The following is a 15,086-nucleotide window of genomic DNA, read 5'->3' as shown; positions in this document are numbered from 1 at the left end:
GGGCCTATGTTTCAAAAAGCACTATGGCTAAGAACATATCAACAAAGTAAATATGTTGTGTGGTTGTTTTGGTTCGTTAGCTTCTATACTTTATCATATAAATACTATATGGCTTCTATTCAACAGCTATACTTTCTAAATGACAATAAAAAGTGGAACTATGTATATCACTACCACTTTGATTTAACACTTATAGACCCTGTCATACTGTTAGGTGGTGTACTTATCGTTCTAGCTTGTACATTAATTGGTTGGGAAAGACAAAATAACTCTAGTGACTTGCTATGGTCTATGCCATTTAAACGTTCACACATCTATATAACAAAGTGGTTGTTTGGGATCTGCAACATTGCAGCAATCATCGTATTAAACTGGGGACTATTCGCCATTATGAAAAAAACAACTTTTCATAATAAATATCAAATATTTTCACCATTTCATACTTATTTTCTATACATGTTAATTGTGTTAATCGCTATTTATACGCTTGCATTATGTATAGGAACGATTGCTGGAAATATTCTCTCGCAGGGACTTCTTACTGCAGCTATATTCATGTTTCCATTGTTATTTCCATCCCTTATCTCAGCGGTCATCGCTGTTCACTCGAATACTGACTTTCATGAGGACAATGGCAATATGCATCGTGTTATGGAAAACATACGCATTTCGGGTCCAGCAGAAAATTTTCATATTAGATTTGATTATAATCCACAAAATGCTTATACCGATAATGATGGAGTGCGTCATAATGAACCAAACTTTACAGAAATCCCTTCAGTAAAAACATTGATTGGACCTATTGTAAATATAATTATTTTATTACCACTCGGTATATATTTATATGTTCGTTCAGTCAATGAGCGGAATGGTAGTTTCTTACTATATCCAAAGCTTCAAAAAATATTTATGGTCTGCGCTATTTTCTGTATTGGAATTAGCGGCGGTTTAATAATTGGTGGGACCCATTCGTTGCTTAATTTTTACGTTGGTTTATTCGGAACAAGCATAATTAGCTATTTTCTTCTATCTAAAATATTGAGATTGAAGGTCTCTTGGAATTTCAAATAAAATAACCTCCTCGCCTAGAGGAGGTTATTTCACATTCTCTCTCCTATCCCCATACCTCCTCTCTTCTTTCATCCCAAATCCATCACCGTTTTTCACAATTTGCTCTGTCGGCGCGACTACACTTTCAGCAATTTTCCATTCGCCGCGCTCTTTCATAAATACTTGTAGAAAATAGTTCATGCCATTTAATTGATACGCATTTTCTTTTTTTACATTATAGTGTACCGCAATGTAGTGCACTTGAATATTTTCTTTCCCTGCTTTTGATACGTATTGCGATAATCTTGGAATGTACATTGATGCTTTCTTAAATGGTAAGTGCTTCGCTTTAACAAGCGATGAACTTGTTACATTACGCAGAGTGTCCTGATTACGAACATTATCGCTATGGTGAAATAATACTGCGTTTTGCATAGAACGAACCCATAATTTCGAATACAAGACAGTATTATCGTTTTCAATGTACTTCACTTCTTTTTGCACCACTTGGATAGGGGTATCGGCGTACATGAATGTATGAAAGCAGAAGAAACTTCCAAGTAAAATGGTAAGTGCAGCAATATATTTCATAATCTTTCCTCCGATCTGTTTAATTAAAGTATCGGAGTTTCAAAATATTTTTATTCAAAAGAAAAAGGATAGGAAAGCCCTCGCTTCCTATCCTCATTTATTATAATACGCGGCCAAATAGTTCTAAAACCATTTCTATCTCTTGGTCGCTCCAACCTTTAAATTTCTCTTTATAATATTCTTTACGCACAGCTTCAAGCTTTTCAGTTACTTCTCGTCCGTTTTCAGTAATTTCTAAGTATACGATACGACGGTCCGAATTTGAACGTTTTCTTTCAACAAACCCTTTTCGCACGAGACGATCTGTTACAGCTGTAATATGACTGGAGGTTACGTTTACTTCACTCGCAATTTGCGAAGCCATCTGTGGACTTTTTAAAAATAACGCACGTAATACAGAGAATTCATTATATGGCATATGCTCTGAAAAACGTGTATTAATATCATTTTGTAATAAACGTATCATCTTTCGAAATGATGCAGATAAATCTAAAATCAGTGTTTCTCTATTTTCGTTCACTAGCCTCGTCCCTTTTTTATCATATTTACACATATTATAATCTATAAATACCTATATTGTATATGCTTTCTTCCCTCAACATTCTCATTTATGTAACTTTTTTCATAAGATTTTCTTTTTTGTTCACACATATACATATAAAAAAGGATGGTGAGCATAAATGCAAAGTGGAATGAATCCGTATTTACATAATATCCGTACGACAAATACTGGTAAAGAAGCTACTATTACTGTACAAGGAGAAGGCATTATAAAAGCAAAACCAAATGTTGTCATATTAACACTGGGCATTCGAACGGATAGTAAAAATGTAAAACAAGCGCAAGAAGAAAATGCAGTGCAATCGAAACAATTGCTTGATGCACTCAAACAGCTAGGTATTGCCGATAAAGATATAGAAACCATTTCTTATACGATTACGCCTCAATACGAATATGTAAATGATAAAGCATTACTACAAGGCTACCGTGTGGAGCATTTGTATGAAATTACCGTTTTAAATGTGCAAAAAGCAGGGGAAGTATATGATATAGCCGTATCGAATGGTGCAAACGTAGCAAAAGGATTACGTTTTCGAATATCTCATCCAAATAAATATTATGAGCAAGCTCTCATTCAAGCTCTGCAACAAGCAGTAGACAAAGCTCGTACAATTGCGAGTACCTACAATTTAAATATTAATCCTGTTCCCCTCTCATTCGTTGAAGAATCTGTCCAATTGCCACGGGAGATCGCATCATATGCTACTTTGCATGCGCAAGCAGCTCCGCCCATTCAATCAGGAGAACTAGAAATCATTTCATCTATCCGGGCAATTTTTACGTATTTATAAATAAATTCATTTATAAGTAACCGTTATCATTTTCGTTGTTGTAAAAACATGATGTTCTGATATAATAAAGGACGGTGAGCTCTTACATAAGAGATATCACGGGTGGGAGAGGGATATGAAAAAGAAGGTTTAACATGAAAGGAATACTTGAAAGAACATTTAAATTAGACTTACACCAAACATCACCAAAACAAGAAGTTTTAGCTGGAGTCACGTCATTTTTCACAATTGTTTATATTATGATTGTAAATGCGTCAATCTTATCAGATGCCGGCATTCCTCTTGAGGCAGGAATTTTGGCAACTGTTTTTAGTTCATTTGTCGGATGTCTACTCATGGCATTTTGGGCAAATGCACCTGCTATTCTTGTCCCTGGTATGGGTGTAAATGCATTCTTCACGTACACTGCTGTGCATACGCTCGGTTTAACTTGGCAAGAAGCATTGGCAGCTGTTTTTATCGCCGGTATTATTTTTGCAATTGCTGCTTTTACACCGATTGCTCGCGTGCTTTCGGTATCTATTCCAAAGTCATTAAAGGAAGCGATCACTGTCGGTATCGGGTTGTTTTTAGCTTTCATCGGCTTGCAAAAAGGTGGTTTAGTCGTTTCGCATCCTAATACTGCTGTTGCAATGGGAAAATTAAGTAGTCCTGTCGTTCTTGCCACACTACTTACTCTTATTGTCGCACTTGTACTATTTGCGCGTAACGTACGTGGAAGCTTTTTATGGACGATTGCAATTGGAACTGGTATTGCATGGCTGTTTGGTCTTGTTGATACGAGTCAAATGGGAAATAGTTCGTTTTCATTCGCTAATTATGGCGATGTGTTTGGAGCTATGTCATTTGGGAAACTTTCTTCCTTGCCATTTTGGATTGCAACATTCTCCTTAAGCATGGTGCTTATTTTTGAGAACATGGGACTTTTACATGGTTTATTAGAAGATGATCGTAAATTCCCACGTGCTTACCAAGCAAATGCAATTTCAGCAATGACATGTGGTCTATTTGGCACAAGCCCTACCGTTTCAACAGTAGAGAGTGCCGCAGGTATTACTGCAGGCGGAAAGACAGGTCTGACGTCTATCGTTACAGGGTTGTTATTCTTCGCATCACTGTTTGCGCTTCCGTTTGTCAAAATAATTCCTGACAGTGCCATTGCACCAATCTTAATTATTATTGGCGGGCTGATGATTACAAGCATTCAACAAATTCCTCTGAACGACTTTTCAGAAGGATTTCCAGCGTTTTTAATTATCGTTATGATCCCGCTCACATATAGTATCGCTGATGGCATTGCGTTCGGATTTATTGCTTATCCTATCTTGAAAATTGCACTTGGAAAGCGTAAAGAAGTCGCACCGCCCATGTATATTATTACATGCTTATTCTTAGCCATGTTCGTATTACACGCTATTGGCTAAGAAAAAAACACCGAGGAAATCCTCGGTGTTTTTTTACTTAAACCAACCTTTTTTATAAAACCAAGCCATCATTCCGCCGCCAATTAATGCCATTAAAATTAAGCAAATAAAATAACTATACTTCCCGCCAAGCTCTGGCATATGTGCGAAGTTCATGCCGTATACCCCTGCAATAAATGTTAACGGCATGAAAATAGTTGAGAAAACAGTTAATGTTTTCATAATATTGTTCATATGGTGGGAATTCAACGAAAAGTAACTATCTCGAATATCTGCTGTTAATTCACGGCTCGCTTCAATCATCTCTGTCAGTTTAAGCAAATGATCATGTATATCTTTAAAATAAATTTCATGATCACTTATACCGTAAAAACGTGTTGAATTTAATATACGATACAATAAATCACGCATCGGAATAATCGTACGCCTTAGCTTAGATAAATCTGCACGAATATCAAATACTTCTTCTAGCACACTTCCTGCTGTCTCACCCGTTAAATTATCATCAATTGCATTTAAATGGTCTTCAATGTAATAAACAGGTGCGAAATAATCATCTACAATTTGGTCAATAATTGTATGTGCTACATGCAAAGGGCTCTTCTTAATACGTTTCTTTTCACCGAGCGTTTTCCATACTCTTTCAATCGCATTGTTATGAGAGAAATGGAAAGAGACTATATATCGATCACTAATAAATAAATCGATTTCATGCGGTTCTAATCCGTCTTCTCCGAATGCATGAAGAACTAAAAAGTTATATCCATCATAAAAATCTACCTTTGGTCTCTGTACATACTCTACACAATCTTCAATTGCAAGGGGATGGAACTTGAAGTGATCTTGTAAAATATATGTATACTCCTCTTTCGTTGGCTTATATAAATCAAGCCAATACCATATGATGTTCTCTTTTTTTGTTTCTTCTAGCGAAACATCATATAAAACTTCATTTTTTTTCGTTATTGCACAAATTCTAATCATAATTTCACCCATTACTATTATAAACAAAAAATAGTAAAAAAAGCCAAGGAGAAATCTCCTCAGCTTTTTTTTATCCCGCTATTTGCGGGCAGTAAGACCCCTACCTCAAAATTCAGCGAAAGCAAAGAAGTTAGGTCTGGGTCGGGCTGCCCGTAAATGCCCGATTGGTGAAGGCTAATAATCAGTGGGGATAAAGCCCCCACTGATTAAAGTTTCACTTTATTACTTCGTTACAATACCGTGTACTAAAGTTGGTGCATCTACGTGATCTTTAGCGATTTTCATGTTCTCATAAATTTTCGCTTTTACGTCTTCAACATTTTCGCGGTTTGCGTAAATTGTAACAAGAGAGTCACCTTTTTTCACGCTATCGCCCACTTTTTTGCGAAGCATTAGACCAACTGCTAAATCAATTTCAGACTCTTTCGTTGCACGCCCTGCTCCTAAAAGCATTGCTGCTGTTCCGATTTCATCTGCAACGATTTCCGATACGTAACCGTCTTCTTTCGCTTCCACTTCAATTTTAAATTGTGCTTGTGGCAATTTAGAAGGATCATCAACAACAGATGCATCGCCGCCTTGCGCGGATAAGAACGTTTTAAATGATTCTAGCGCTTTACCATTGTTCATTACTTCAATTAACTTTTCACGTGCATCTTCTAAAGATGAAGCTTGTCCAGCAAGGTACACCATCTGACTTCCAAGTGTTAAACATAACTCTTCTAAATCTTTCGGTCCCTTACCTTGTAATGTATCAATTGCTTCTTGTACTTCTAATGCATTACCGATTGCTTCACCAAGCGGCTGACTCATATCAGAAATAACCGCCATCGTATTACGACCAACGTTATTACCAATGCGTACCATTGCTTCTGCTAAACGCTTTGCATCTTCATCCGTTTTCATAAACGCGCCTGCTCCAGTTTTTACATCAAGAACAATTGCATCTGCACCAGCAGCAATCTTTTTACTCATAATTGAGCTAGCGATAAGAGGAATTGAATTTACTGTTGCAGTTACATCACGAAGCGCATATAACTTTTTATCAGCAGGTGTTAAGTTTCCACTTTGACCAATAACAGCGATTTTATTTTCATTTACAAGACGCATGAATTCATCATTTTCAATTTCCACATGGAATCCTGGTACTGCTTCTAATTTATCAATTGTACCACCCGTATGTCCTAGACCTCGTCCAGACATTTTCGCAACTGGTACACCTAAAGCAGCTACTAATGGACCTAATACCAGTGTCGTTGTATCACCAACTCCACCCGTTGAATGCTTATCTACTTTTACCCCTTCAATGGCTGATAAGTCAATTGTATCACCGCTATTTACCATTGCCATCGTTAAATCTGCACGTTCTTGATCATTCATGTCTTGGAAGAAAATCGCCATTGCAAGTGAACTCATTTGATAATCTGGAATACTACCATTTGTGTATCCTTCAACGATAAAGTTAATTTCTTCTGTCGTTAATGCATGTCCATCACGTTTTTTTGCAATTAGGTCCACCATTCTCATTGTGAAGTCACCCCTTCATTTGTTTTACAATTGCTTTTACTAATGCTAAGAAATTAGCTTTAACACGTTCTGTCGTTTCAATTACTTCATCGTGGTGAAGTGGTTGATCTAAAATACCAGCTGCCATATTTGAAATACAAGAAATACCTAGTACTTTCATACCTGCATGACGAGCTACAATTACTTCCGGTACTGTTGACATACCAACTGCATCTCCGCCAAGTGTACGAAGCATACGAATTTCAGCAGGTGTTTCATATACAGGACCTGTCATTCCAACATATACACCTTCTTGTACTTTAATATTTAAATCTGCTGCAACTTGTTTCGCCATTTCGCGAAGTTCTGGCGTATATGATGTAGACATATCAGGGAAACGTACACCCATTTCAGAATCATTTGGTCCGATTAATGGGTTCGTACCCATGAAGTTAATATGGTCTGAAATTAACATAAGATCGCCTGGTTCAAATGATGTATTTACACCACCAGCTGCGTTCGTTACAACAACTGTTTCTACACCTAGTTCTTTCATAACACGAACTGGGAATGTTACTTTTTGCATATCGTATCCTTCGTAGAAATGGAAACGTCCTTGCATTGCTACTACTGTTACACCTTGAAGTGTACCGAATACAAGTTGACCTGCATGTCCTTCTACAGTTGAAACTGGGAATTCAGGGATTTCACTGTATGGTACTGTTACTGCGTTCTCGATTTCATCTGCTAATACACCTAGTCCAGACCCAAGGATTAGTCCTACTTGTGGTGTCTCTTGAAATTTCTCTTTTAAGTATGAAGCTGATTTTGTAATTAGTTCACGATTCATCTGTTTATCCCCCTATTTCTTTAGCTCGTTTAAGAAGCTTGTTCCATGTTCTGGCATTTTAACATTAAAGTTTTCTGCTACAGTTGCACCAATATCAGCAAATGTTTGACGAAGTGATAACTCTTGTCCGCCTTCTTTCATGCTTGGGCTATATGCTAATAACGGTACATATTCACGTGTATGATCAGTACCAGGATGTACTGGATCATTACCATGGTCTGCTGTAATTAATAATAGATCATCTTCTTTTAGTTTTTCGAATACTTCTGGAAGACGTGCGTCATATTCTTGCAATGCTTCTCCGTACCCTTGTGGGTCACGACGATGACCAAATAAGGCATCAAAGTCAACTAAGTTTAAGAAGCTAATACCTGTAAAATCCATATTTAATGTATCTACAAGCTTGTCCATTCCATCCATATTTGATTTCGTACGAAGTGATTCAGTTACACCTTCTCCATCATAAATGTCAGCAATTTTACCAATAGCAATTACATCATAATCGCTATCTTTAAGTTCATTCATTACTGTGCGACCAAATGGTTTTAACGCATAGTCATGACGATTTGGTGTACGTGTGAAGTTTCCTGGCTCTCCAACGAACGGACGAGCAATAACACGCCCTACCATGTACTTCTCATCTAATGTTAATTCACGTGCGATTTTACAAATTTTATATAGCTCTTCAAGTGGTACTACTTCTTCATGAGCTGCGATCTGTAATACACTATCAGCAGAAGTGTAAACAATTAAAGAACCTGTTTCCATTTGTTCTTGACCAAGCTCAACAAGTACCTCTGTTCCAGAGGCTGGTTTATTACCGATAATTTTACGACCTGTCTTTTCTTCTAATTCATCAAGTAATTCTTTCGGGAATCCTTCAGGAAACACTTGGAATGGTGTATCAATGTAAAGGCCCATGATTTCCCAGTGACCTGTCATTGTATCTTTACCTGTAGATTTCTCTTGCATTTTTGTATAATATCCAAGCGGTTTCTCTACTTTAGAGATTCCTTTCATTTCACGAATATTACCAAGGCCTAATTTCACCATGTTTGGCATGTGTAATCCATTCATGTGTTCAGCGATATGACCAATTGTATCAGAACCTAAATCACCAAACTGCTCAGCATCTGGTGCTTCACCGATTCCCACAGAGTCCATTACGACTAGGAAAATACGTTTATATTTATTCATAACTGCAACCTCCTATATGTTCAGTTCTACTTCTTGTAGTATGTTCAAAACGCTATAAAGTGAAACTGTTATCAATGGGAATTATCTTTCGTCCTCATTATCAAACAGTACTGCTTTAAATCATTCTCTAACTTTTTCGTTTTACTTTCAAACGAATCAAAAAAATTTCTAGTTTTTTCTAAGTCAGATGTCAGACATCTGATATTGATATCATAACATGTTTACGCTTTCTTTTTAATACCTTTTCGTAGAATTCCTCATTTTCTTTACCATTCTATTGTAATCCATTCTGCAAAGAAGTGCTAATCATTTCATAACATATTTCCTAATATAAAAATAAAAAGCAGCTCTAAAGAGCTGCTTTTTATTTTACTTCTACTGTTTCTTCTTTATGTTCATGCAGTTCGCCTTTTCTTACATGCACTTTCACTTTGTAAGCACCGTTCTCTTTGAAAGTATGTTTACTTTCATACTCTCCTTTATTCCCTTCTTTCGCCGGAATAAATTCGTGTTTTTCAACACCATCTTTCCAAATCTCAAGTTGCACTTCAGCACCAGTTAACGCTTCTTCTTTTTGCTTTAAATGGACTTTCATTGTTGATTCAGCATTTGCTTTTATGTCACCGGCCATAAGATGAATCATTGTGTCACTTTTATGATCACCGTGTCCTGCACTATGATCACCACTTTCTTTTTTCGCATCTTCTACTTTCGCATTCCCTACAGCAAATTTGTGTTCTTCCATAACGTGCATATCACGTGCATTTGTATGAGGAATAATATGATATACTCCATCAGTTTCAAATGTTTTCTCTACTGCATAAACACCTTTTCCTTTATGCTTACCATCTAACATCTCGTGTTTCTCATCGCCATCTTTCCAAATCTCAAACTTTACGTCATCAGCATCCGTTACTTTTTCTTTTCCTTGTGTAACAAGTGCTTGTACTTCTGTTTTTTCACCAGGTTTAATTTCTTTCGGATTCGTTTGAACTGCTACTTTTATAGCTTCAAGTTTCTTTTCTTTTTTCGGTTCTTCTTTGTTTGTATTACAGCCAGCCAGTGCTAGCATCGCGATAAATAATGTAATAATAAGTTTTTTCATCTTCATTTCCTCCTTCATACTTTCTTTAGTATAGAGGAAATACATTGTAATATTCTAGTCTTCTGCTGAAAACAATGTACGAAATGTTTGTGAAGTTTCTGTGAAATGGTTCACTCTTCTTAATCTATGAAAAAAGAGCATAGTGACTATGCTCTCGGGTGAAACTGTTTATATACATCTTTTAATCTAGTTTTTGAAACGTGCGTATAAATTTGTGTCGTCGAAATATCTGCATGTCCAAGCATTTCCTGTACAGCACGTAAGTCTGCCCCATTTTCTAATAGATGCGTAGCAAAAGAGTGACGCAACGTATGCGGTGTAAGCTCTTTTGCAATATTCGCTTCTTTCGCTAGCCGTTTTAAAATTTTCCAAAATCCCTGTCTCGATAATCGATTACCATGATGGTTTAAAAAGAGCGCATCTACTGCTTTTTTACCCATCAATTCTCTTCTTCCTTTTTCAATATACTTTTGAATCGCTTCTGTCGCTAAGCTTCCTAGTGGAATAATTCTTTCTTTGTTCCCTTTCCCGATACAGCGAACAAATCCCATCGTTAAGTGCACATCTTCTAAATTTAATGCAATTAATTCTGAAACACGAAGTCCTGTTGCATACAACAACTCTAACATTGCCTTATCACGAATCCCAAAAGCACTTGCCGTTTTCGGTGTTTGAAGCAATGCTTCCACTTCGTCGATTGATAATACTTTTGGTAATTTTCGTTCCCCTTGTGGCGTTTCAATATGTACCGATGGGTCATGCTCCACTGCTCGTTCACGAAGTAAAAATTGATGAAACGAACGAATCGATGCAATATGACGCGCCAATGTTTTTGAAGATTTCCCGTTTTCTTTTAAATGCTGCAAAAAGTTAACAATATGCAAACGTGTCACTTCATGAAACGTCTTCGTTTGTTCTACATTTTGCAAATACTTCACATAGCTTTTTAAATCGCGTTCATAAGATACAACTGTATTTTTCGCTAAACCTTTTTCAACAATCATATAATGAATAAAATCTTTTAATTGATCTTCCAATCTACACTACTCCCCATTTTCATAGAAAAACATCATTCTATTTACGAAAGCATCCTTTTCCGGCTCCTCATTCCCTGATACTTTTTCTACAGTCTCTTCTTTTGGCTTTTCATAACGATGGTAACTTTCATATTCTTCATTTATCCATAGTATAGCGAAATAAAACAAAATCGTACAACTTGTAAATAATAAAAATACTTTCATCCCATCAAAAGTTAATTTTAAAGCTCGGCGCATTGTAAATTCCTCCAAAATATAAGTTATTACAACATATGCCAAGCTTTCACCAATTTATACCTTATTCAAATAAAAAACCTCTTCCTAGTTAAATAGGAAAAGGTTATTTTTCATCCGTTTCATTTTCTTGACAATTTTTACAAATCCCATGGAATGTTAAACGATGATCTTTCACCTTAAAGCTCCAGTCTCGTTCCACTTTATTCTCCACTTCACCAAGTAAATCTTCTTGTATTTCTTGTACAGCACCGCATTGTGTACAGATTAAATGATGATGGAAACGCTGTGCACCTTCTTGGCGTAAGTCATAACGCGAAACACCGTCTCCAAAGTTAATTTTATCGACAACTTTCAACTCAGACAATAACTCTAAAGTTCGATAAACGGTTGCTAATCCGATCTCTGGCGACTTTTCTTTTACAAGGAGGTATACATCTTCTGCGCTTAAATGATCTTCTTCATTTTCTAGCAGCACACGAACTGTTGCTTCACGTTGTGGTGTCAATTTATAGCTCGCTGCATGTAATTGCTTCTTAATTCGTTCAATTCTTTCTTCCATTCGGTACTACTCCCTCCTCGCCACTCTTACACCATTATATCAGAAGAAGGGCTCCTGTCAAAAGAAAAACAATAAAAACAAATTGATAATTATTCTCAAAAAGTATTTATTGTTTGTTAATAGCCTCCACAACTTCTTTCATTAAAACTGGTGATGCATACACTTCGACACTGGAAGCAATAGCTAATACCGCTCCAATCACGAGAAAAAAGCATGTATAGCGAATTAATAACGGTAATAGTGGCTCAGTTATTTTCCGAATAAATTGATGCCTAATCATGCGTAAGGAAAAGCTTGCAGCAATTGTTGTCATTACGAGAAATACAGGAATTATAATTAAATTTTGTGGCAATACAGATACAAATGCTAATAATAGTCCATTCCATCCGTGCTGACTTACTAAAAAACCTACTGTAAATCCAACAACTACCCCTTTTAAAAATAGTAAGATAAAAATGAGCGGCAACCCAATAATTGAAATCCCCAAAATCCAAATAAAGCCGATATATTTTAATTGCGAAAAGTAACTTTCTCGAAACATTTCGCCTGCGACAGCAAATTCTCCTTTAGAAACTTGTCCAAAAAAACGCTGTAAATAAAATGATAAATCTTGCTTTTGGTTTATTTGTAAACTATTCACAAGAATCGCTCCAAATATTACTCCCATCAGTAATAAAACCGCATTAAATATATATAGTGAAGAATTTTCCTGTATGTGAGACATCACACGGTCTTGCCACGTTTTTCGCCACATTTTCCTTCCCTCCGTTCACACTCTTACTAAAAATGTATGAAAGAAAGAAAAAAAGTATGACGAATTAGCATTGAAATTCCGCTCTACTTTGCTAAACTAAAAAGTAGAGAATAGGAGGGATTTCTCTTGAAACCATTATTATTAGATTTTCCAACATTATTTCAAACTGAGCGCTTGCAAGTACGTAAGCCGTTTCCAGGTGATGGAACAGAGGTATATGAAGCAATCCAAGCTTCGCTAGAAGACTTATTACCATGGATGCCAATTACAGCTGAAACAGAAGAACGTGCTGAAGAAATTGTTCGCGAAGCTCACGGACAGTTTTTACTTCGTGAAACACTTGATTTCCACTTATACGATAAAGTATCTGGTACATTCATCGGAGCTATTACGCTCAAGCCTGAAAACTGGGATATTCCAAAGTTTTCACTTCACTTTTGGCTACATAGCGCTTATACAAAGCATGGCTATATGACAGAAGCCATTAAAGGTGCGATTCAATTTGCATTTGATAAACTAGGTGCTAGAAGAATTGAAATTCGTACTGATGCAACAAATATAAACGCATGTAACTTAGCAGAACGTCTAGAATTTATTTTAGAAGGTACAATGGAAAATGATTTCCTAGCACCCGATGGCAGCTTACGCGATGCACGTGTATATGCAAAAATCAACTAAAAACACTCGCCTTAGGCGAGTGTTTATTTTTGTAATTGTAAATATTGTACTGCAAACATCGTCTTAGCATCATGTATACGAAGGTCTTTCATAAGATCAATCGCTTCTTCTAATGACACTTCCATTAATTCCACAAATTCATCTTCATCTAAAGCTGCTTTATTTTCTTTTTGTTTTAATCCTGTCGCTTTATATACATATAAAATCTCATCTGCAAAACCAGGTGATGTATAGAAAGATGTAATAAGCTCCATATTTTCACATACATATCCTGTTTCTTCTTCTAATTCACGAACTGCTGTTACCTCTGGCTTTTCCCCAGGTTCTAACTTCCCAGCAGGAATTTCCACAATTGCCTTTTCGAGAGCTTTACGATACTGCTCAACGAGTACAATTTTCCCCTCATCAGTAATAGCAATAATAGCAACTGCCCCAGGGTGATTTACGATTTCACGTTTACTCATTTCTCCATTTGGTAATACTACATCATCAACACGAACTTTTATAACCCTACCATCAAAAATCGGTTCAGTTTTTACTGTTCTTTCTGCAAGATTACTCATACTACTTCATCTCCCTGTTCTATTTCCTAATCGTTCTTCATACATTTTACCACATTGAAAGGAGCGTGATAGAAATGAAAGTTTACATTTTACCAAATCGCGTCACTTTAGTCGGCAAAGCATGGCAAATTCGTCATAAGCTAAAACAATATGGAAAAGAGTATACAACTGTACAAGAGTGGATTACAGCAAATAAAAAGTAAACGTTTGTCAACCTCCTTCCCCTTTCGTACAATAAAGGTAAGGAGGTTGACCTATGAAAAAACGTCAATTAGGAAACTCAGATTTATATGTTACGGAAATTGGATTTGGCTGTATGTCTCTCGGTGCATCTGAGGCTGAAGCTATGCGTATTATCGATGAGGCAATCGATTTAGGAATTAATTTTTTTGATACAGCGGACTTATACGATTATGGATTAAATGAAGAATTTGTTGGAAAAGCTCTGAAAGGAAAACGCGACCAAATTGTTCTTACAACAAAGGTTGGAAATCGATGGACAGAAGAAAAAAACGGTTGGTCTTGGGATCCTTCTAAAGCTTATATAAAGACCGAAGTAAAAGAGAGTTTACGTAGACTTCAAACAGATTATATTGATTTATATCAACTGCATGGCGGGACGATTGAAGATCCTATAGATGAAACAGTTGAAGCCTTTGAAGAATTAAAAAAAGAAGGGATTATTCGTCATTATGGTATCTCTTCTATACGTCCAAATGTCATTCGTGAGTATGCAAAACGATCAAATATCGTTAGCATATTAATGGAATACAGCCTTTTAAATCGTCGCCCTGAAGAATGGTTCCCGTTTCTTAATGAACAGCAAATTAGCGTTATTGCTCGCGGACCACTTGCAAAAGGGATTTTAACTAACAATAATGCAAGAAAGATAGAAAGAGTAAAAGAAAAAGATTACCTCTCTTATTCTTACGATGAGTTATATTCGACACTCGCGAGTGTAAAAGAAATAATCGGGGAAAGCTCTTTAACAGGAACAGCTATTCAATATTGCTTACATAACGAAACTGTTGCAGCTGTTATACCTGGTGCAAGCTCTATTCAACAATTGCAAGAAAATATACAAGCTAGCCAACAGTTATCTTTAACAAAAGAAGAATATGTACAACTTCAAAAGATTGTTAAGTATGATTCATATGCTTTGCATCGCTAAAATATTGATACCGATAAAAGCAAAAGAC

At 36.3% G+C, this 15,086-nt stretch carries 18 protein-coding genes; 6 read left to right on the top strand and 12 right to left on the bottom strand.

All coding sequences use genetic code 11. The annotated features are described in order from the left end of the window. The first annotated feature begins 6 nt into the window (after positions 1–6). Positions 7–1,071, top strand: a complete 1,065-nt coding sequence (locus tag JFT89_RS27845; protein WP_002014928.1) for an ABC transporter permease subunit — start codon at positions 7–9, stop codon at positions 1,069–1,071. Between the two features lie 24 nt (positions 1,072–1,095). Here JFT89_RS27845 and JFT89_RS27840 read toward each other — a convergent pair whose 3' ends face one another. Beyond that, complete coding sequence (locus JFT89_RS27840) at positions 1,096–1,641, bottom strand: hypothetical protein (protein ID WP_201040929.1); 546 nt, start codon at positions 1,639–1,641, stop codon at positions 1,096–1,098. A gap of 100 nt (positions 1,642–1,741) precedes the next feature. Next, positions 1,742–2,161 carry a MarR family winged helix-turn-helix transcriptional regulator gene (locus JFT89_RS27835; RefSeq protein ID WP_002088468.1) on the bottom strand — a complete coding sequence of 140 codons (420 nt, stop codon included), beginning with the start codon at positions 2,159–2,161 and terminating at the stop codon, positions 1,742–1,744. Between the two features lie 160 nt (positions 2,162–2,321). On the opposite strand from JFT89_RS27835, the gene JFT89_RS27830 reads away from it, so the two are divergent. Together JFT89_RS27830 and JFT89_RS27825 are read left to right on the top strand one after the other, a co-directional pair. Next, positions 2,322–2,993, top strand: a complete 672-nt coding sequence (locus tag JFT89_RS27830; RefSeq protein WP_002067033.1) for an SIMPL domain-containing protein — start codon at positions 2,322–2,324, stop codon at positions 2,991–2,993. A 134-nt stretch (positions 2,994–3,127) separates the two neighbouring features. Then, entirely contained in the window at positions 3,128–4,417 is a 1,290-nt protein-coding gene (locus JFT89_RS27825) for an NCS2 family permease (RefSeq protein ID WP_201040928.1), read from the top strand. 33 nt (positions 4,418–4,450) lie between these two features. Here JFT89_RS27825 and corA read toward each other — a convergent pair whose 3' ends face one another. The 9 genes from corA to spoIIM form a co-directional block, all read right to left on the bottom strand. Further along, positions 4,451–5,413 (bottom strand): magnesium/cobalt transporter CorA, encoded by a 963-nt coding sequence (gene corA / locus JFT89_RS27820; RefSeq protein ID WP_002067031.1) that lies wholly within the window; start codon positions 5,411–5,413, stop codon positions 4,451–4,453. A 210-nt stretch (positions 5,414–5,623) separates the two neighbouring features. After that, complete coding sequence (locus JFT89_RS27815) at positions 5,624–6,928, bottom strand: pyrimidine-nucleoside phosphorylase (RefSeq protein ID WP_002067030.1); 1,305 nt, start codon at positions 6,926–6,928, stop codon at positions 5,624–5,626. Positions 6,929–6,935: 7 nt separating this feature from the next. Then, on the bottom strand, positions 6,936–7,757 hold the full coding sequence (locus JFT89_RS27810) for a purine-nucleoside phosphorylase (RefSeq protein WP_001078443.1): 822 nt from the start codon (positions 7,755–7,757) through the stop codon (positions 6,936–6,938). Positions 7,758–7,769: 12 nt separating this feature from the next. Further along, entirely contained in the window at positions 7,770–8,954 is a 1,185-nt protein-coding gene (gene deoB / locus JFT89_RS27805) for a phosphopentomutase (protein WP_002014935.1), read from the bottom strand. 364 nt (positions 8,955–9,318) lie between these two features. Further along, the gene (locus JFT89_RS27800) at positions 9,319–10,059 is read right to left on the bottom strand and encodes a FixH family protein (protein WP_002145897.1); all 741 of its coding nucleotides are present in this window, start codon (positions 10,057–10,059) and stop codon (positions 9,319–9,321) included. Positions 10,060–10,205: 146 nt separating this feature from the next. Further along, complete coding sequence (xerD, locus tag JFT89_RS27795; protein WP_002067028.1) at positions 10,206–11,096, bottom strand: site-specific tyrosine recombinase XerD; 891 nt, start codon at positions 11,094–11,096, stop codon at positions 10,206–10,208. A 6-nt stretch (positions 11,097–11,102) separates the two neighbouring features. Further along, positions 11,103–11,333, bottom strand: coding sequence for a YqzK family protein (locus tag JFT89_RS27790; RefSeq protein WP_002088473.1), 231 nt, complete (start codon positions 11,331–11,333; stop codon positions 11,103–11,105). Between the two features lie 103 nt (positions 11,334–11,436). Next, a complete protein-coding gene (fur, locus tag JFT89_RS27785) occupies positions 11,437–11,892 on the bottom strand; it encodes a ferric iron uptake transcriptional regulator (protein WP_000392654.1) in 456 nt (151 codons plus the stop codon). Between the two features lie 106 nt (positions 11,893–11,998). After that, positions 11,999–12,646 (bottom strand): stage II sporulation protein M, encoded by a 648-nt coding sequence (spoIIM, locus tag JFT89_RS27780; protein WP_002014939.1) that lies wholly within the window; start codon positions 12,644–12,646, stop codon positions 11,999–12,001. A 126-nt stretch (positions 12,647–12,772) separates the two neighbouring features. Between spoIIM and JFT89_RS27775 the strand changes: the two genes are divergently transcribed. Next, positions 12,773–13,324 (top strand): GNAT family N-acetyltransferase, encoded by a 552-nt coding sequence (locus JFT89_RS27775; protein ID WP_002033881.1) that lies wholly within the window; start codon positions 12,773–12,775, stop codon positions 13,322–13,324. A gap of 23 nt (positions 13,325–13,347) precedes the next feature. On the opposite strand, the gene JFT89_RS27770 is transcribed toward JFT89_RS27775, so the two are convergent. After that, entirely contained in the window at positions 13,348–13,887 is a 540-nt protein-coding gene (locus JFT89_RS27770) for an NUDIX domain-containing protein (RefSeq protein WP_002014941.1), read from the bottom strand. Between the two features lie 74 nt (positions 13,888–13,961). Between JFT89_RS27770 and mciZ the strand changes: the two genes are divergently transcribed. Then, positions 13,962–14,090 carry a Z-ring formation inhibitor MciZ gene (gene mciZ, locus JFT89_RS27765; protein ID WP_000870295.1) on the top strand — a complete coding sequence of 43 codons (129 nt, stop codon included), beginning with the start codon at positions 13,962–13,964 and terminating at the stop codon, positions 14,088–14,090. 53 nt (positions 14,091–14,143) lie between these two features. Continuing rightward, positions 14,144–15,058 carry an aldo/keto reductase gene (locus JFT89_RS27760; RefSeq protein WP_016096157.1) on the top strand — a complete coding sequence of 305 codons (915 nt, stop codon included), beginning with the start codon at positions 14,144–14,146 and terminating at the stop codon, positions 15,056–15,058. The last annotated feature ends 28 nt before the right edge of the window (positions 15,059–15,086 follow it).

Origin of the sequence: Bacillus sp. TH25 (assembly GCF_016650935.1) — a bacterium.
Classification (GTDB): Bacteria; Bacillota; Bacilli; order Bacillales; family Bacillaceae_G; genus Bacillus_A; species Bacillus_A mycoides.
This window is presented reverse-complemented; position numbering and strand designations above follow the sequence as displayed.

Bases quoted from the DNA above. Each gene is read 5' to 3' on its own strand.
- corA (WP_002067031.1), bottom strand. From the start codon at position 5,413: ATGGGTGAAATTATGATTAGAATTTGTGCAATAACGAAAAAAAATGAA.
- JFT89_RS27810 (WP_001078443.1), bottom strand. From the start codon at position 7,757: ATGAATCGTGAACTAATTACAAAATCAGCTTCATACTTAAAAGAGAAA.
- JFT89_RS27760 (WP_016096157.1), top strand. From the start codon at position 14,144: ATGAAAAAACGTCAATTAGGAAACTCAGATTTATATGTTACGGAAATT.
- JFT89_RS27845 (WP_002014928.1), top strand. From the start codon at position 7: ATGTTTCAAAAAGCACTATGGCTAAGAACATATCAACAAAGTAAATAT.
- JFT89_RS27825 (WP_201040928.1), top strand. From the start codon at position 3,128: ATGAAAGGAATACTTGAAAGAACATTTAAATTAGACTTACACCAAACA.
- spoIIM (WP_002014939.1), bottom strand. From the start codon at position 12,646: ATGTGGCGAAAAACGTGGCAAGACCGTGTGATGTCTCACATACAGGAA.
- JFT89_RS27830 (WP_002067033.1), top strand. From the start codon at position 2,322: ATGCAAAGTGGAATGAATCCGTATTTACATAATATCCGTACGACAAAT.
- JFT89_RS27815 (WP_002067030.1), bottom strand. From the start codon at position 6,928: ATGAGAATGGTGGACCTAATTGCAAAAAAACGTGATGGACATGCATTA.
- JFT89_RS27800 (WP_002145897.1), bottom strand. From the start codon at position 10,059: ATGAAAAAACTTATTATTACATTATTTATCGCGATGCTAGCACTGGCT.
- mciZ (WP_000870295.1), top strand. From the start codon at position 13,962: ATGAAAGTTTACATTTTACCAAATCGCGTCACTTTAGTCGGCAAAGCA.
- fur (WP_000392654.1), bottom strand. From the start codon at position 11,892: ATGGAAGAAAGAATTGAACGAATTAAGAAGCAATTACATGCAGCGAGC.
- JFT89_RS27770 (WP_002014941.1), bottom strand. From the start codon at position 13,887: ATGAGTAATCTTGCAGAAAGAACAGTAAAAACTGAACCGATTTTTGAT.
- deoB (WP_002014935.1), bottom strand. From the start codon at position 8,954: ATGAATAAATATAAACGTATTTTCCTAGTCGTAATGGACTCTGTGGGA.
- JFT89_RS27790 (WP_002088473.1), bottom strand. From the start codon at position 11,333: ATGCGCCGAGCTTTAAAATTAACTTTTGATGGGATGAAAGTATTTTTA.
- JFT89_RS27840 (WP_201040929.1), bottom strand. From the start codon at position 1,641: ATGAAATATATTGCTGCACTTACCATTTTACTTGGAAGTTTCTTCTGC.